This window comes from uncultured Gemella sp. (assembly GCF_963537375.1).
Taxonomy (GTDB): Bacteria; Bacillota; Bacilli; order Staphylococcales; family Gemellaceae; genus Gemella.
Genome location: NZ_CAUTDQ010000041.1, coordinates 1 through 16,251 on the forward strand (window position 1 = coordinate 1; position 16,251 = coordinate 16,251).

Consider the following 16,251-nt stretch of genomic DNA (forward strand, 5'->3'; position numbering starts at 1 on the left):
AGTAGGAACACCAGTTACACCAGAAGATGTTCAGAAACATATTGAATTACCAAAAGGATGGAAAGTAACAAAAGTAGGAGAAATTCCAACAACTACAACTCCAGGAACAAAACCAGTCGTTAAAGTGGAAATCGAATTACCAGATGGACGTAAGATTACTGTCGATGTACCAGTTATCGTAACGCCAACTGTAAGACAAATAGTAGTACCACAAGGAACTCCAATCACACCAGACGATGTGAAAGGGCATATCGATCTTCCAAAAGAACCAGGATGGGAAATTGTAGAAGTAGGAGAAATTCCAACAACAATTCCAGCTGGAGTGAAACCAAGCGTTAAGGTTAAAATTAAGGTGCCTACTGGTGAAATCGTAGAAGTAGACGTACCGGTAATTGTAACACCGAAAGTAACGCCGATAGTGGTACCTGAAGGAACACCTGTTACTAAAGAAGATGTTATGAAACGTGTAGATTTACCAGAAGGATGGAAAATTACAAAAGTAGGAGAAATTCCAACAACTACAACTCCAGGTATAAAACCGGTTGTTAAAGTGGAAATTGAATTACCAGATGGACGTAAGATTACAGTAGATGTACCGGTAATCGTAACACCAACTGTAAGACAAATAGTAGTACCGCAAGGAACACCAATTACACCAGATGATGTTATAAACCACATTGATTTACCAAAAGAACCAGGATGGGAAATTGTAGAAGTAGGAGAAATTCCGACAACAATTCCAGCAGGAGTAAAACCAAGTGTTAAAGTTAAGGTTAAAGTACCAAGTGGTGAAATTATTGAAGTAGATGTACCGGTATTAGTTACTCCTAAAGCTAGACCGATAGTAGTTGAAGCAGGAACACCAGTAACTAAAGAGGATGTTATTAAACAAATCGATTTACCAGAAGGATGGGAAATTGTAGAAGTAGGAGAAATTCCAGCAACTGTAACACCAGGACAAAAACCAAGTGTTAAAGTTAAAGTGAAATTACCGAATGGGGAAATAATTGAAATTGAAGTACCAGTAACGGTAACACCAAAAGGAACTCCAGTTCCACGACAAGAAATTCCAACAACGCCAACACCTACAAATGCAACAAATCCAACGAGTAAGGAAGCTCATAATGTACCTGTAGCAAAAGATGGTGCAAAAGTATTACCTAACACAGGTATTAACGATAGTAGCTCACCTCTAGCAGGATTAGGACTTGCAATTCTAGGATTAGCAACTGTAGTAAGAAGACGTAAAGAAAAATAATTTCTTCTAAAATAAAAGAGAAGCATTAAATTTTGCTTCTCTTTTTGAATTTTAAAAAATTGATAATAAAAAAACTCTAATCAATTGTAATTAGAGTTTTTTCTTGAATTATATTTATTCAGGCTTCTTCGATATTAATGCTGAAAAGTCTAAATCATCATATTTGCTTTTATTAAGACCAGTTAATGAATCGAAATCTGTATCTGGAAATAAGGGATCGAAATCATCAAGTTCTATATTTGCTGAAGTAGTTTCAGAAGATTTAGAAATCAAATTATCTATCTTAATATCATTATTGGCGTATTCTTCGATATTAAATTCCTTAGATTGAATAGGATTATTAATAAATTGTGAGGTTATACCATCACTATTATCATAATTATATTCAATAGAAACTTCTCCGAAATTAGAATCAACAGCGTCTTGTTGATTGTAAAATAATACTCCATACTCTTCTAAGAGTTCTTCTTTTGAATAATTCTTTAGTGGATCTTCTATAGGTGATATTGTACTTTCGTAAATTTTCTTGACTAGATTTTCATCTGTTTGAACTTTATTGTCCTTAATATTCCAAGAAGAAATAAGTCTATGAATAATATCTAATTGATCACTTGAAAGAAGATGGAGTTTTGTTTTAATTTCATTTAGTTTGTCCATAACTTTACACAGCTTCTCTAGTTTCTTTTAAATAATCGATGTAATCATTCCCCCAAATTTCTAATTCATTAAGTACAGCTTGGAATTTTTTACCGATATCCGTTAGGCTATATTCAACTTTTGGTGGTATTTGGGCATAAACTTTACGATTTATTAATCCATCTTGTTCTAATTGTTTTAATTGTTTTGTCAATGTTGCTTGAGTAATTGTCCCTAGTGATCTTTGTAACTCATTAAATCTAACACTTTTATCTTCTAGAAGATGAAGAATAAGGATTGTCCATTTTCCAGATAATATTTTTTGAGTTGTAAAAAAAGGGCATTTTCCAAAAGGTTCTTGTTGTTCCATAAAAAAATCTCCTTAAAATTCTGTTGATATTATACAATTCTATCTTAAAAGATACTTACTATTGCAAAAAAACGTACTTGTTATTTTTGAGGTAAATATTATAATAATATATATAACAATTATAAAACAAATAATAAAGTTTAGCAATAGCTAAAAAACGGAGGACATAATAATGACAGAAGCAAAAAATTTATATCAAAATAGAAGAAGTGTATACGCATTAGGTAAAAACTTACCAATTTCAGAACAAGAAGCATTAGAAATTATTGATAATGCGGTTAAGCATTCACCAAGTGCTTTTAACTCACAAACTGCACACGCTGTAGTATTATTAGGTGAAAACCACCAAAAACTTTGGGATATTACTTTTGGAGAATTAGAAAAATTCTTACCAAATGAAGAAGCTAAAGCAGCTACAAAAGGTAAAATTGACAGTTTCGCTGCAGCTTACGGAACAATTTTATTCTTCGAAGATCACGATGTAGTGAAAGGTCTTCAAGAACAATTCCCATCATATGCTGATAACTTCCCAATTTGGTCAGAACAATCAACAGGGATTGCATCATTTGCAGTTTGGAATGCATTAGCAGAAGCTGGTGTTGGAGCTAACATTCAACACTATAATCCAGTAATTGATGAAAAAGTTGCTGCAGAATGGGATATTCCAGCTAACTTAGTACTACGTGCTCAAATGCCATTTGGTGAAAAATTACAAGAAGCTGCACCAATTGAAAGAACTTCAAGAGTAAGAGTAGTAAAATAATATTTGATTTAACAACAAATTAAATGAGTAATAATAACAGTGCTTACTCAAAAGTACTAGATTTTAAAAATAGTTTACATGAAAACTCATAGAAATAGTGGTTTATTGATATCTAAATTCGCTTTGTAAAAGTTTTTTAGATATCTAATAAATTGTGCGGGAGTGACTCTACAAAATTGATTTCTAAGAAATCACGTTTTTTGAGTCACTCCCGTTTTTTTACGTTACTAATTACGCTGTTAGTTGTTGGAATATACTGGTAAATATGGTATTATAGTAGATGGTAAATAAATTAAAAATTTAGAAGGTTTAACAATGTTAAAAATAGTTATAAGAGATTTAGAAGATACTAAACGTTTAGCGAAAATTGTTAGTGAAGGTATAGAAGGTAGATTAGTACTTTTGTTAAATGGCGATCTAGCTGCAGGTAAAACAACATTTACGAAATATTTAGCAGAATATTTAGGAGTAAAAAGTGTAGTTAATTCACCAACTTTTAATATAATGAAAGAATATAAATATTCTAATGGGAAATTATATCATATTGATGCTTATCGTTTAGAAGATAGCGATGAAGATTTAGGATTTGAAGATATTTTCTTTGAAGATAATGTTAGTATTATTGAATGGGGAGAATTTATTGAAGAATTCTTACCGAATGAAAGATTAATTTTCAATATTCGCTTAGTAGAAGATTACAGAGAAGTTGAAATTATTTCTAGTGGTGAATATAAAAAAATTGAAGAAAGGATTCGTGAAAATTGGTAAGTTTAATAGTAGAAGCTTCTAATGGAGTATGTTCAATTGCATGCTTTGATAATGAAACAGTATTAGCTGAAAAAAACTTTGTATGTAGTAATAATTTATCAGCGGTGATTTTAGAGGAAATCGATAATTGTTTAAAAGAAGCTAATAAGAAAAAAACGGATTTAACTGAAATTATATCGAGTGAAGGACCAGGATCGTATACAGCAATTCGTGTAGTCGCAGCTGTTTGTAAAACTTTAGCTTACACACTAAAGATTAATTTGAAGAAAGTATCTTCTTTAAAATTGCAGGCTTTATTAGAATTTGATAGCAACAAATTATTAGTTCCATTTATCGATGCTCGTCGTGGTAATGTTTTTGGAGCTGTATATAAAAATGAAGAAGGAAAATTAGTAGAGGTACTGGAAGAAGGATACTACTCTCTTGAAGAAATTAATAACTTTTTATTATCTCAAAGTGATGAATTTGTCTATATTAGTAAAGATATAGAAAAGTTAAATGATTTTCTTTTAGAAGGTTCAAAAAATAATAATATGGTTCGTGTAGCCAATGTTTTAAGAATTTATGATTCATTAGAAGATGTGGATTGTTATAATATGAAACCACAATACTTAAGGAAAACTGAAGCAGAAAGGGAACTTGAAAATGATAAAAATAAATAAAGTTGATGTAAATGATTTAGATGTATTATCAAGAATAGATGTAGATAATTTTGAAGATGCTTGGACGAAAGAAATGTTTAAGTCTGAGCTGGAACATGAAAACGCAGAATATTATGGATTATTTAATGACGGAGAAATTATTGGATTCTGTGGTGGTTGGCTTGTTGCTGATGAATATCAGGTTAATAAGATAGTTGTTGATAAACCGCATCAAAATAAAAAATTAGGACAAATTTTCTTCACTTATGTAATGCAACTTTTAAAACTAAAAGGTGTAAAAAAAGCTATTGTTGAAGTTCGTGTAAGTAACATGCCTGCGATAACTGTTTATGAAAAATCTGGCTTCACAACAGTTGATATGAGAAAAAATTATTACAAAAACAATGGCGAAAATGCTTTTGTAATGGTAAGGGATTTTAGTAATGAAAGAATTTAAAAATTTAGATAATGTAACTATCTTAGCTATAGAAACAAGTTGTGATGAGACAAGTGTAGCGGTAGTTAAAAATGGAAAAGAAGTACTTTCGAATATCGTAAGTAGTCAAATTGAAACTCATAAGCAATTTGGAGGAGTTGTTCCTGAAATAGCAAGTAGACAACATATAGAAGTAGTAATGCAAATAGTTGAAGAAGCTTTGGAAGAAGCGCAAACTTCTCTGAGTGATGTAGACGCAATTTGTGTAACACAAGGACCTGGATTGATAGGTTCATTACTAGTTGGTGTTAATGTGGCGAAAACATTAAGTTATGCTTTAGATAAACCATTAATAGGTGCACATCATATTGCAGGACATATTTATGCTAGTAATATAGACAGTGATATAGTTTATCCATCATTAGCTCTTGTTGTTAGCGGGGGACATACAGAACTTGTTTATTTGAAAGATGAACTTGATTTTGAAATAATTGGTTCAACTCATGACGATGCTGTGGGTGAAGCTTACGATAAGGTAGCTAGACAGTTAAATCTTGAGTATCCTGGTGGCCCTAAAGTAGACAAACTAGCTAAGTTAGGTAAAGACAAGTATAAATTCCCTCGTGCTATGATTGATAGTGACGATTATAATTTTAGTTTTTCAGGTATGAAGTCAGCAGTAATTAACTTTGTTCATAATGCAAAACAACGTGGAGAAGAAATTGTAGCTGAAGATTTAGCTTGTAGTTTCCAAACTGCCGTAGTAGAAGTTTTAATCACTAAAACTAAGAAAGCTATTGCGAATCTAGGTGTTAAACAGTTGATTTTAGCAGGTGGGGTTGCAGGTAATAGCGAACTTCGCAAGAAAGTATTAGAACTAGAACAACAATTAGGAATAGAAGTACTTATTCCAAAAATGAGTTATTGCAGTGATAATGCAGCGATGATGGGAGCAGTAGGATATTATTATTATAAAAATAATATATTTGCTAATCCGTTAACGCTAAATGCGAAGTCAACATTAGACTTAGAAGAAGTTAGAGGATAAGAATTCTAAAAGGGACGGATTCAACAAAATCGATTTTACTGGAATCATGATTTTTGAGTCGCTCCCTTTTTATAAATCGTTTGATGTAATTATGAAAAAACAACTTGATGAATTATTAGATACTAATTTACAACAAATAAATCATATTTCGGAAAATATGCATTTTAAAGGATTTTCTAAAAGATTAGGAGAAAGAGTATTCGTTAAAATTTTTAAGGATCCATTAAAATATAGATTAGAGTATAGAGTTTTAAGAAATAAAGGTAATTGTTTATTAATTTTTCCTGAGTATTCTGCACTTGTATTGAAATATGAAGACTATACTCCTCTAAATAAAGAAAATGTAAATGCTGAAGATATAATAAAAATAGCAGAGTTAATATCTGATTTTCATAGAGAAAATTGGCTTGAAATAGAAAACGAAAAAGAAATTTCATTGGAAAAAGTTCTAGAAAAAAATGTATATAGATTAGCTGATAGAAAAGAATATACTGAAATAAGTGAGCTTCATTCTAAGTTTCTAAAAAATATTAGTAAATTAGATGAAGAGTATGAAAAAACACTAGTTTTAATTCATGGAGATTTTGGTTTTAGAAACATTATGAGAAAAGCTGATGATGTAGTATTAATAGATTTTGAAAGAGTAAAATATGCTAGTTATTATTTAGATTTTATTAAGTATTTTTATCAAGATTTAGATAATGATAAATTTAAAAAAGAGCTATTTTTAAAACATTATTATGAACATTCGAGTGAGGAAGTTCTTTCTGAGGAATTAGAGTACTGCATGATTTTTATCTCGGCATTAGGAATATTAAACTATACCAAACGTGTTGAAGATAAAGAGTTTGAGGAGTTAGGGTTAAAGATGTTAGAAGATATTGGAAATTATTATATTTAAATAACTATTAAGAAATAGGAGAGTTGAAGAGTGAATAATATTAGTGAAAAAAAACTAGAAGAAAGTCGTAGCCAAGCTTTATTTTTAGTAAATAAGTTGAAAGAAAATGTTAATGATTTAAAAAGTGTGAGAGAACTGTCAAAAATAGTTTCTAAGGATTCAGAAATGAATGATGATTTTTGGACAGAAATATGTACTATTGATTTTACAAAAATTAAATTTTTCCCTGTAAGGTCGCTGTTAGCAGGTATATTGAAAAATAAACAAGATAATTCAAATATTTCAAATATATATAATTATTTGGTAGTAGTAAATACAGAATATCTTGATAAATATGAACAGAGCGCTTCTAAAAATACACCCGCATGGTTAGTGATATATTTTGCAGGATTCTTGGGAGCTGGATTATTTGTAATCGTTAATTTTATAATGTTAATGTTAGCACGAGGGAATTATCAAGAAGTTCTTTTTAATTTAATAGCAGGAACATTTTTAAATGCCCTTATTCTAGAAATAATTGATAGACAGTACATATGGGAATGGGAAGTACCATATTTTGAAAATAGTAAATTTCTAGCGTATGTTTGGACATATATTCCGATTATAATAATGTACGTATATATGAATATTTCTACATTTATTACACAGGGATTTGACTATAGTATTAGTAACGAAATTAAACTTACTATAGGTAGTTATATTTTAATTTTAATTATTGTTAATGGTTTATTCAAATTAAAAAATTCTGTGGAATTTACGTATAAAGTATATACAATAATTTTTAAAATAATAGCTTTCATGAGTTTTATTTGCATCATTCCAGCTTACTTTTTCGGGAAACTACCAATTGATTGGATGTATATCCTGGTAACTGTTGTGATTGTAAGCAGTGTTAGAGTGTTAAAGAAAGTTAGTGCTGGAAGATCTGTAAAACTTCTATTTTATCCAATGACGTTTTGTTATTTAGTATATACTCAACCACGAGTGATTAATACTCTTATCTTAGAGGAACAAAGTATATTGTTATATGTTTCAGGAGTATTAGCAATATTAATAATAGTCATAAGTAAACTAAGAGAAAAAACTAAATAAAATTAATATTACTCCCTTTCTATAATGATAAGAAAGGGATTAATAATTTTTATACATAATAAATTTATATTGTACAAAGTGGTTTTGATTTTATTTGACTATTATTTGTGTTAAAATATAATATGATTAATATTAGGAGGCGATGATATGGCGAATATTTATTTAGATTACGCAGCAACATCAAGAAAACATTTTGATATCATAGAAAAAAATATGAATATACTAAAAGAAGTCTATGCTAATCCAAGTAGTGGCCATACTCTAGGAAAGAAAAATGATAGGCTAGTTCGTGAAGGGCGCGAGAAAATAGCTAAAACTCTAAATGCAAGTAGTAATGAAATTATTTTTAATTCGGGTGGTACTGAAAGTAATAATACAGTATTTAATCATGTATTAACTAGATTTGAAACTGGAGAAATAATAATTTCATCTATAGAACATCCATCTGTTAAAGCAAGTGCTAAGAGATTAGAAAAATTTGGATTTAAGATTCATGAATTATCAGTAGATGAAAGTGGAGCAATATCCTTAGAGGAATTAAAAGATAAGATTAATTCTAAGACGGTATTAATTTCAATAATGCTTGCTAACAATGAAACTGGGGTTCTAAATCCTTTAAAAGAAGTAAAAGAACTTATTGCTGATAAAAACATACTATTACATAGTGATATTGTTCAAGCATTAGGAAAAGTTGAAATTGATGTGAAAGAATTAGGTTTAGATTTTGCTTCAGCATCAGCTCATAAATTAGGTTCACTTAATAACTTTGGATTTTTATATGCAAAAGATGGAGATGTTGAACCATTATTATTAGGCGGAGGTCAAGAAAATGGTCTTCGTTCCGGTACAACGGATTTGTTAGGGATATTAGTTCTTAATGACTGTTTATCAGAGACATTAAACTCAATTCCAACTCTTAGAGAATTGAAGAATTACTTTATTTCTGAACTTGAAAAAAATGGGGTTGAATTTGAAGTAAACGGATCTATAGAGAATTCATTGCCGAATATATTGAATATTTACTTTAAAAATATTGAAGCACAACGACTTATTACGTATCTAGATGCTCGAGACATTTATATTTCTGGTGGATCAGCTTGTAGTTCAGGGAACATTAAAGGAAGTCGTATAATTACAGAAATGTATAATATTGAACGTGCTGCACATTCTGTTAGAATTAGTGTAGGATTTGATACTAGCAGAGAATTAATTGATGAAGTTATTGAAAAGATTGTAACTTTAGAGAAAAGAATAAAAGAAAGGAACTAATAATGAATAGCAACAAAAAAGTAGTAGTTGGAATGAGTGGTGGAGTAGATTCATCTGTAACAGCATATCTTTTGAAACAACAAGGTTATGATGTTATCGGTGTTTTCATGAAAAACTGGGAAGAAAAAGATGACAGAGGAGTTTGTCTTGCAGAAAAAGATTACGAAGATGTAATTAAAGTATGTGAACAATTAGATATTCCTTATTACTCTATTAACTTTGAAAAAGAATACTGGGATAAAGTATTTACGTACTTCTTAGATGAATATAAAAAAGGTCGTACACCAAACCCAGATATTATGTGTAATAAAGAAATTAAATTTAAAGTTTTCTTAGAATATGCTGAAGATTTAGGTGCAGATTATGTAGCGACTGGGCACTATGCACGAGTTAAAGATGTTGATGGAGAACGTTTAATGTTACGTGGTGTTGATAATAATAAAGATCAAACTTACTTCTTATCTCAATTAAAACAACACCAAATTAAAAATATCTTATTCCCTGTAGGAGAACTTGAGAAAAAAGATGTGCGTAAGATTGCTGAAGAAGCGGGTCTTGCGACAGCGAAGAAAAAAGATTCAACTGGTATTTGTTTCATCGGTGAGAAAAACTTTAGAGAATTTTTATCTCAATACTTACCAGCTCAAGGTGGTAAAATGATTGATTTAGATGGTAATGTTCGTGGAGAACACATTGGTTTAATGCATTATACAATCGGACAACGTCACGGATTAGGGATTGGTGGAACTAAAGATACTGAAGGTGAAGCATGGTTTGCATGTGGTAAAGACCTTGAAAATAATGTACTGTATGTTTGCCAAGGTTTCCACAATGAAAAACTATATTCAGATAGCTTACTAGCTAGTTCACTATCATTCACAACGAAAGACCCACAACCTAATAAATTTACTTGTACAGCAAAATTCAGATATCGTCAACCAGATACTGAAGTTGAAGTAGAAGTATTAGAAGATAACAAAGTAAAAGTTGTTTATAAAGAGCCAGTGCGTGCTGTTACTCCAGGACAAGCGGTTGTTTTCTATGATGGTGATGTATGTTTAGGTGGAGCAATTATTGACGAAGTATATAAAGACGGAAAAAAACTTCAACTTTAATAATTAATAAAATCCTAAAAGTTAGAGGAAATCTCTAATTTTTAGGATTTTTAGTTTTTTAATTTTAAGTAATAAGACTATAGTATGTATTGAGCTAATAGTGTATCAAATCTTCGAATATCGATATCTTTTTTTAGATTAATTTTTATTTTTCCAACTTTAGTCCAAAGTTCTACTTCAGCATTTAGGTCGAAGATTTTACCTGCATTTTCAGTTGACCACATTAATATAGAAGAGTACGGTAGAGAATAGATTTCTACTTTTTTCCCTGTTAATCCTTGGGCATCTTTTACAATAAGTCTTTTATCTGTAAATACAGCAACATCTCTTATTGTTGCAAATGCAGCAACTGGTTGTTCGCCGTTTATCAATAAGTTTGCAATATCTTGTGGAATAGTGACTTCTCTTAAGAATGTCCAATTTAATAAATTCATTTCGTTAACCATAGTAACTCTCCTGTCTATTGTATGATAATGTTTACTTTAGTATAGCATAGATTATAAATAATAAGAAGGTTAAGTTTTCAGTATTATTATAATAAATTTAATGATATAATATTAGTACTAGGGGGGAGAAATATGAAAATTAATAAAGAAGATGTTGTTTTATTTTTTAAACAAAATGTTAAGGCGATTGTTTTAGCATTACTCTGTAGTTTACTTGTTATAATTGGAGGACTTTTGTATTTTGGTCATGATAAAACAGAGGACTATAATGATGTAACCTTTTCTAATTCTCAAAATTCAGAAGTAAGTAAGGATGACAAAAAAGAAGAACAAGATTCCAAAATTTTTGTTGATGTAAAAGGGGCGGTTAAACACCCTGGAGTATTTGAAACAACGAAGGATAAAAGGGTAAAAGATTTAATAGAAGAAGCTGGTGGTTTATTAGAAGATGCTGATACTTCTACTTTGAATTTAAGTCAAAAAGTTAAAGATCAGATGGTTATTTATGTTCTTAAACACGGTGAAAAACCAAAACAAATATCCGATGGTATTACTAGTTCATCTAGTGGAGACGTGATTAACATAAATACTGCTAATAAAGAACAACTTATGAAAATTTCAGGAGTTGGAAAGACTAAAGCTGAAGCAATTATTTCATATAGAGAAAAAAATGGGGATTTCAAAAAGAAAGAAGATATAACAAAAGTACGAGGAATAGGAAAAGCTACTTTTGAGAAAATTAAAGATAAAATAGAGGTATAGTTATGCAAAGAATTAGTTGGGATGAGTACTTTATGGCTCAAAGTCACCTGCTTTCACTTAGATCGACTTGCAGTAGGTTATCTGTTGGGGCGACAATAGTTAAAGATAAGCGAATAGTTTCAGGTGGTTATAATGGTTCAATTAAAGGTGATGAACATTGTATAGATGTTGGTTGCAAAGTAGTGGAAGGGCATTGTGTTAGAACGATTCATGCCGAAATAAATGCTATTTTACAATGTTCTAAATTCGGTGTTGGAACTGAAGGTGCAACAATTTATGTTACACACTTCCCATGTTTGAATTGTACAAAATCTATCATCCAAGCAGGGATAAAGGAAATTTGCTATGCAAATGACTATAGAAATAATGAATATGCTCGAGAGTTATTAGAAAAATCAGGTGTTGTCGTAAGAAAAATAGATTACGATGTAAATAATGTAGTAGAAAGGTTACTAGATAAATAGTAATGGTTTACTTACAACTTTCTTTACTAGCATTAGGGGCGATATTATTAAATTATAATTTAATGATATCTATGCTATGTATTGTTATTTTTCTACTAATAACTTGGAAAAATAAAAATCTTAATGCTAGGAAAACTATTATTTGTATAATAGTCTTCTTAGCTTTTTTTATTCGGGGAGCATATGAACAAAAAAATAATATTTCTCATTTAAATAATGTTGAAAATAATCATCTAGAACTAGTAATTTCTGACAGATTCAGTATTAATGGGGATTATATGTCGGGAATTGGACGTAATGGAGATGAGAATGTACTAATTAATTATAAAATTAAGAGTGAAGAAGAGAAGAGGTTTTTTAAAGAAAAATTTTGGGGCGGAAAATTATCTGTAGTTGCTAATATAGAGGATGTTCCAAGTAAAACTAATTTTTATTCTTTTGATTATAAAAAGTATAATGAAAACAGAGGAATCTTTAAAAAAGTTTCTATTAATGAAATAACTGAGGTTAAGAATGTAAATTCTCTACTTTTTAAATTCAAAACTTTTAGGAACAGAATGAGTTTTAAGATAGATAGAGATCTTACTTTTGATAAAAGTGGATATTTTCAAGCTTTGATATTTGGTGATAAAGGATATTTGTTGAGAGATGAAATTAATTCTTTTAAAAACCTAGGTACTAGCCATTTGTTAGCAATTTCTGGTTTGCATATTGGGGGACTTATATCTTTAATATATTTTATTTTATTGAAACTTAAAGTAAGTGTTGATCATATAGAAAAAATAATCTTAATAATAATTCCGTTATATATGTTATTAAGTGGGGCTAGTGCATCTGTTCTTAGAGCGGGTTTTATGATTATATTATATATAATTTTCAGAAGAAAAAGTATTGATAAATTGGATAGTTTACTTCTTACATTTTTTATCTTGTTATTCTACAATCCGTTATATGCTTTTAATATCGGTTTTCAATTATCATTTTTTATAACGTTTAGTTTATTGATGTCAGAGAGTTATATTAAAACTTCTAGAAATAAACTACATATGTCTTTGAGAATTAGTATTATTTCTACATTGGCAAGTATGCCGATATTACTTTATAATTTTTATACTATAGTTTATATTTCTGTACTAAGTAATATAGTTTTAGTTCCAATATTCAGTATAGTACTGTTCCCGTTAGTATTGATAAGTTATATAATATTTTTAATAAGTATTCCTATATTTAATATTCTGTGTAAACCGTTATTGAATTTTTCCTTTAGTGTTTTCGATAAACTTCAAGAAGTATTCTTATATGTAAAACCGTTAAGAATTGGAAAGCAAAGCATATTTATAATAATTGTTATTTTTATAGTAGTTGTATATATTATGGTAGAATTAAACAGATTTAAATATTTAAGAGCTGCAGCTGTAGTTACGACAGTCGCTATAATATTACTTATTACGAGTTATATTCCTAGAAATTATATAGAGGAGCTAAAAATAGGAAAAGAAAATATTTATTATATTAGAGGAAATAGGAATAATATGATAATAAACACATCAAGTAATATGAAAAATTTTTATACAGATTACAGAAAAAAAGATAGAGAGTATGATATAATGAATGAATATGATTCACTCTTGAACTATGAAGGTAAAGATAGATTCAATTATTTACTACTTACTTCAGCTAAGAAAAATAAAAGTGAATATGCAACAAATTTATTAGCAGATGGCTTAGTAAATAAGATTGTAGTAGTAGATAGTGTGAATAGGAAATTATTAGAATTAAAAGATATAGCTCAATATAAGAAAGTAGATTATATTGTTTTAAATAATGGAACTGAGATGAAATTGGGTAATACTTCTGTTTATTATTATAATAAAAAAGTAAAGGTGAAAAATCAGGATAGAGAATTTGAGATTGAGGTAGATGATTGATGAAAAATATCTATGTGATATATGGAGAAAATTTTGAAGCTATTAATGATTACGAGAAAAGTTTAGCGAAAAAATATCTTAATGAACTAGATGAATTTAATTATGTAAAAATTAATATGCATGAAAATACAATAGAAACATTAGTCTATGAATGTAGAAGTAGTGGATTATTTGGAAATGAAAAAGTTGTCGTTGCTGAGAATTGTAATTTCTTATTAGCGAAACCTAAAAAGATTAAAGTGGAACATAACGTTGATGCATTGATGAATTATTTAGAGAATATTAATGAAGAAGTTGTGCTAATTTTAAAAATATCGGATAAGATTGATAGTAGAAAGAAATTAATAAAGAAAATTAAAGAAGAGGGAGAAGTTAAAGAATTTTCTAACTTTAATGAGAAGGAGATTTCAGAGTACATTGTGAAAACAGTGGCAGTGCATGATATGAAAATTTCTAAAGTAGATGCGGAATTTCTAGTGAATTACACTCGTTTGGATTTTGCAAATATAAAAAAAGAATTGGAAAAACTACTTTTATATTGTAACGAGAAGAAGATAATAACTCGAGATGATATAGAACTATTAGCAACTAGAAGTTTAGAGTATGATGTTTTTAGCTTAACCAATGAATTGTTTGGGAAAAATTACTCGAAGTTAAGAGTTGTCTATAATTCATTAGTATTAAAAAAAGAAGAACCTATATTTCTATTATCTCTAATAAGTGGACAATTAAGAATGTATTATAAAGTGAAAGTACTTCTAAATGAGCATTATTCGCAAAAAGATATAGCTAAGGAATTAGGTGTTCATCCGTATAGAGTGCAGTTGGCAGCTCAAGGGATCAGAAATTATAGTGTTGATAAAATTATGAAAACATTAATATTATCAGCTGATTACGATAAATTATTGAAATCTTCATATATGGATAAATACATAATATTAGATCTTTATATTAATAAATTGATAGATGAATTAAAATAAAAATAAATTTTTGGGGTACTAGTTACCCTGAATATTTTAAATTTTTAAAATGGTTTATCGATAGCTAAATTTACATAATAAATGGTTATTTGAAATAAGTTCAGATAATCATTTATTTTTTATTCAGATAATTGATTGGTGTTTAATAAAAAATATTTCGCAAAAAACAAAAAATTCAGATAAATTAGTTTATTATAATTTGATATAGTGATATAATAATATTGTTAAAATAGAAAAATAAAATGAGGTATTGTTTAATGAAGAAAATAGAAACTAAATTAGCTCAATTAGGAAACAGAAAAGATAAGGTGACTGGAGCAATAGTGACACCGATATATTTATCGACGGCTTATGCTCACCCTGGATTAGGAGAAAGTACAGGATATGATTATACGAGAACTAAAAATCCAACTCGTACAATTTTAGAAGAAGGTTTATGTGAACTTGAAGAAGGTTGTCGTGCGATAGCGACTAGTTCAGGGATGAGTGCTATTCAACTAGTTTTTGAACTATTTGATTTAAATAGTGAATTCTTAGTGTCTAGAGACTTATATGGGGGAAGTTTTAGATACTTTGATGAGTTAGAACGTAAAGGCGCACAAAAATTTGTTTATTTCACAGATGAAAAAGATCTTGAAGATAAAATTACAGATAATACAAAAGCGGTATTTATAGAAACACCAACTAATCCATTAATGCAAGAAGTTGACATAGAGAGAGTTGCTCAGATTTCTAAGTCAAAAAATGCGTTATTAATTGTTGATAATACTTTATTGACACCATTAAGACAAAAACCGTTAACATTAGGAGCAGATATTGTTGTTCATTCTGCAACTAAATATTTAACAGGTCACAACGATATACTTGCTGGTGCTGTGATTACAAATGATGAACAAATTGGAGAAAGATTAGCGTGGATTTCTAATACGACTGGTGCTGTATTATCAGCATTTGATAGCTGGTTATTTATTAGAAGTTTAAAAACATTGCCACTTCGTTTTAATCAACAAGAAAAAAATGCTAAAAAATTAGCTGAAGAATTAGCAAAACATCCAGAGGTGAAAGAAGTATTGTATCCGAAAAAAGGAGCTATGCTTAGTTTCAAATTAAATGATGCTACTAAAATTGATAAATTTTTACGTTCATTAAGAGTTGCTACTTTTGCTGAGAGTTTAGGTGGTGTAGAAACGTTAGTAACTTATCCTACTACTCAAACTCATTTTGATATACCAGAAGAACTACGTTTATCTTATGGACTTACTCCAGATTTACTAAGAATTTCTGTAGGTGTAGAAGATGCTGAAGATTTAGTTGAAGATTTTCTAAGAGCATTAGAAGCATAGGGGGAGAAAAAATGACTAGAGTAGAAGAATT

General features: G+C 29.3%; 18 protein-coding genes. 15 read left to right on the top strand and 3 right to left on the bottom strand.

All coding sequences use genetic code 11. The features are described 5' to 3' along the window. Positions 1–1,258: Rib/alpha-like domain-containing protein (locus RYK99_RS07530; RefSeq protein ID WP_314991477.1), on the top strand; the 1,258-nt coding region annotated here is incomplete at its 5' end. A gap of 114 nt (positions 1,259–1,372) precedes the next feature. On the opposite strand, the gene RYK99_RS07535 is transcribed toward RYK99_RS07530, so the two are convergent. Both RYK99_RS07535 and RYK99_RS07540 read right to left on the bottom strand, forming a co-directional pair. Beyond that, entirely contained in the window at positions 1,373–1,915 is a 543-nt protein-coding gene (locus RYK99_RS07535; RefSeq protein WP_314991480.1) for a hypothetical protein, read from the bottom strand. Between the two features lie 4 nt (positions 1,916–1,919). Further along, complete coding sequence (locus RYK99_RS07540) at positions 1,920–2,264, bottom strand: helix-turn-helix domain-containing protein (protein ID WP_048803045.1); 345 nt, start codon at positions 2,262–2,264, stop codon at positions 1,920–1,922. 172 nt (positions 2,265–2,436) lie between these two features. Between RYK99_RS07540 and RYK99_RS07545 the strand changes: the two genes are divergently transcribed. The 9 genes from RYK99_RS07545 (at position 2,437) to mnmA (ending at position 10,297) form a co-directional block, all read left to right on the top strand. Beyond that, positions 2,437–3,027, top strand: a complete 591-nt coding sequence (locus tag RYK99_RS07545; RefSeq protein ID WP_048803044.1) for a nitroreductase family protein — start codon at positions 2,437–2,439, stop codon at positions 3,025–3,027. Positions 3,028–3,342: 315 nt separating this feature from the next. Beyond that, a complete protein-coding gene (gene tsaE / locus RYK99_RS07550; protein ID WP_314991483.1) occupies positions 3,343–3,795 on the top strand; it encodes a tRNA (adenosine(37)-N6)-threonylcarbamoyltransferase complex ATPase subunit type 1 TsaE in 453 nt (150 codons plus the stop codon). Further along, the gene (tsaB, locus tag RYK99_RS07555) at positions 3,789–4,457 is read left to right on the top strand and encodes a tRNA (adenosine(37)-N6)-threonylcarbamoyltransferase complex dimerization subunit type 1 TsaB (RefSeq protein ID WP_314991486.1); all 669 of its coding nucleotides are present in this window, start codon (positions 3,789–3,791) and stop codon (positions 4,455–4,457) included. The genes tsaE and tsaB overlap by 7 nt, the downstream gene beginning before the upstream one ends. Continuing rightward, positions 4,441–4,893 (top strand): ribosomal protein S18-alanine N-acetyltransferase, encoded by a 453-nt coding sequence (gene rimI / locus RYK99_RS07560; protein ID WP_003146355.1) that lies wholly within the window; start codon positions 4,441–4,443, stop codon positions 4,891–4,893. Before tsaB ends, rimI begins: the two co-directional genes overlap by 17 nt. Beyond that, positions 4,880–5,920, top strand: coding sequence for a tRNA (adenosine(37)-N6)-threonylcarbamoyltransferase complex transferase subunit TsaD (gene tsaD / locus RYK99_RS07565; RefSeq protein ID WP_314991488.1), 1,041 nt, complete (start codon positions 4,880–4,882; stop codon positions 5,918–5,920). The genes rimI and tsaD overlap by 14 nt, the downstream gene beginning before the upstream one ends. Positions 5,921–6,011: 91 nt before the next feature. Beyond that, a complete protein-coding gene (locus RYK99_RS07570) occupies positions 6,012–6,821 on the top strand; it encodes a phosphotransferase (RefSeq protein WP_314991490.1) in 810 nt (269 codons plus the stop codon). 30 nt (positions 6,822–6,851) lie between these two features. After that, a complete protein-coding gene (locus RYK99_RS07575) occupies positions 6,852–7,913 on the top strand; it encodes a hypothetical protein (protein ID WP_314991492.1) in 1,062 nt (353 codons plus the stop codon). Positions 7,914–8,060: 147 nt separating this feature from the next. Continuing rightward, positions 8,061–9,182, top strand: coding sequence for a cysteine desulfurase family protein (locus RYK99_RS07580; protein ID WP_314991494.1), 1,122 nt, complete (start codon positions 8,061–8,063; stop codon positions 9,180–9,182). A 2-nt stretch (positions 9,183–9,184) separates the two neighbouring features. Continuing rightward, positions 9,185–10,297 carry a tRNA 2-thiouridine(34) synthase MnmA gene (gene mnmA / locus RYK99_RS07585; protein WP_314991496.1) on the top strand — a complete coding sequence of 371 codons (1,113 nt, stop codon included), beginning with the start codon at positions 9,185–9,187 and terminating at the stop codon, positions 10,295–10,297. A gap of 77 nt (positions 10,298–10,374) precedes the next feature. On the opposite strand, the gene RYK99_RS07590 is transcribed toward mnmA, so the two are convergent. Continuing rightward, entirely contained in the window at positions 10,375–10,743 is a 369-nt protein-coding gene (locus RYK99_RS07590; RefSeq protein ID WP_314991498.1) for a PH domain-containing protein, read from the bottom strand. A gap of 132 nt (positions 10,744–10,875) precedes the next feature. Between RYK99_RS07590 and RYK99_RS07595 the strand changes: the two genes are divergently transcribed. The 5 genes from RYK99_RS07595 (at position 10,876) to RYK99_RS07615 (ending at position 16,220) form a co-directional block, all read left to right on the top strand. After that, positions 10,876–11,505, top strand: a complete 630-nt coding sequence (locus RYK99_RS07595) for a helix-hairpin-helix domain-containing protein (protein WP_314991501.1) — start codon at positions 10,876–10,878, stop codon at positions 11,503–11,505. A gap of 2 nt (positions 11,506–11,507) precedes the next feature. After that, a complete protein-coding gene (locus tag RYK99_RS07600; protein WP_003146342.1) occupies positions 11,508–11,969 on the top strand; it encodes a ComE operon protein 2 in 462 nt (153 codons plus the stop codon). Positions 11,970–11,971: 2 nt separating this feature from the next. After that, positions 11,972–13,897, top strand: a complete 1,926-nt coding sequence (locus RYK99_RS07605) for a ComEC/Rec2 family competence protein (protein ID WP_314991503.1) — start codon at positions 11,972–11,974, stop codon at positions 13,895–13,897. After that, the gene (gene holA / locus RYK99_RS07610; RefSeq protein WP_314991505.1) at positions 13,897–14,877 is read left to right on the top strand and encodes a DNA polymerase III subunit delta; all 981 of its coding nucleotides are present in this window, start codon (positions 13,897–13,899) and stop codon (positions 14,875–14,877) included. Before RYK99_RS07605 ends, holA begins: the two co-directional genes overlap by 1 nt. Before the next feature lie 257 nt (positions 14,878–15,134). Next, positions 15,135–16,220 (top strand): PLP-dependent transferase, encoded by a 1,086-nt coding sequence (locus RYK99_RS07615; protein WP_314991506.1) that lies wholly within the window; start codon positions 15,135–15,137, stop codon positions 16,218–16,220. The last annotated feature ends 31 nt before the right edge of the window (positions 16,221–16,251 follow it).

What these genes read in the sequence shown, in the direction of transcription:
- RYK99_RS07540 (WP_048803045.1), bottom strand. Translation starts at nt 2,264, where the DNA reads ATGGAACAACAAGAACCTTTTGGAAAATGCCCTTTTTTTACAACTCAA.
- RYK99_RS07570 (WP_314991490.1), top strand. Translation starts at nt 6,012, where the DNA reads ATGAAAAAACAACTTGATGAATTATTAGATACTAATTTACAACAAATA.
- RYK99_RS07535 (WP_314991480.1), bottom strand. Translation starts at nt 1,915, where the DNA reads ATGGACAAACTAAATGAAATTAAAACAAAACTCCATCTTCTTTCAAGT.
- RYK99_RS07580 (WP_314991494.1), top strand. Translation starts at nt 8,061, where the DNA reads ATGGCGAATATTTATTTAGATTACGCAGCAACATCAAGAAAACATTTT.
- rimI (WP_003146355.1), top strand. Translation starts at nt 4,441, where the DNA reads ATGATAAAAATAAATAAAGTTGATGTAAATGATTTAGATGTATTATCA.
- mnmA (WP_314991496.1), top strand. Translation starts at nt 9,185, where the DNA reads ATGAATAGCAACAAAAAAGTAGTAGTTGGAATGAGTGGTGGAGTAGAT.
- RYK99_RS07605 (WP_314991503.1), top strand. Translation starts at nt 11,972, where the DNA reads ATGGTTTACTTACAACTTTCTTTACTAGCATTAGGGGCGATATTATTA.
- holA (WP_314991505.1), top strand. Translation starts at nt 13,897, where the DNA reads ATGAAAAATATCTATGTGATATATGGAGAAAATTTTGAAGCTATTAAT.
- RYK99_RS07590 (WP_314991498.1), bottom strand. Translation starts at nt 10,743, where the DNA reads ATGGTTAACGAAATGAATTTATTAAATTGGACATTCTTAAGAGAAGTC.
- tsaD (WP_314991488.1), top strand. Translation starts at nt 4,880, where the DNA reads ATGAAAGAATTTAAAAATTTAGATAATGTAACTATCTTAGCTATAGAA.
- RYK99_RS07595 (WP_314991501.1), top strand. Translation starts at nt 10,876, where the DNA reads ATGAAAATTAATAAAGAAGATGTTGTTTTATTTTTTAAACAAAATGTT.
- tsaE (WP_314991483.1), top strand. Translation starts at nt 3,343, where the DNA reads ATGTTAAAAATAGTTATAAGAGATTTAGAAGATACTAAACGTTTAGCG.
- RYK99_RS07615 (WP_314991506.1), top strand. Translation starts at nt 15,135, where the DNA reads ATGAAGAAAATAGAAACTAAATTAGCTCAATTAGGAAACAGAAAAGAT.
- RYK99_RS07545 (WP_048803044.1), top strand. Translation starts at nt 2,437, where the DNA reads ATGACAGAAGCAAAAAATTTATATCAAAATAGAAGAAGTGTATACGCA.
- RYK99_RS07600 (WP_003146342.1), top strand. Translation starts at nt 11,508, where the DNA reads ATGCAAAGAATTAGTTGGGATGAGTACTTTATGGCTCAAAGTCACCTG.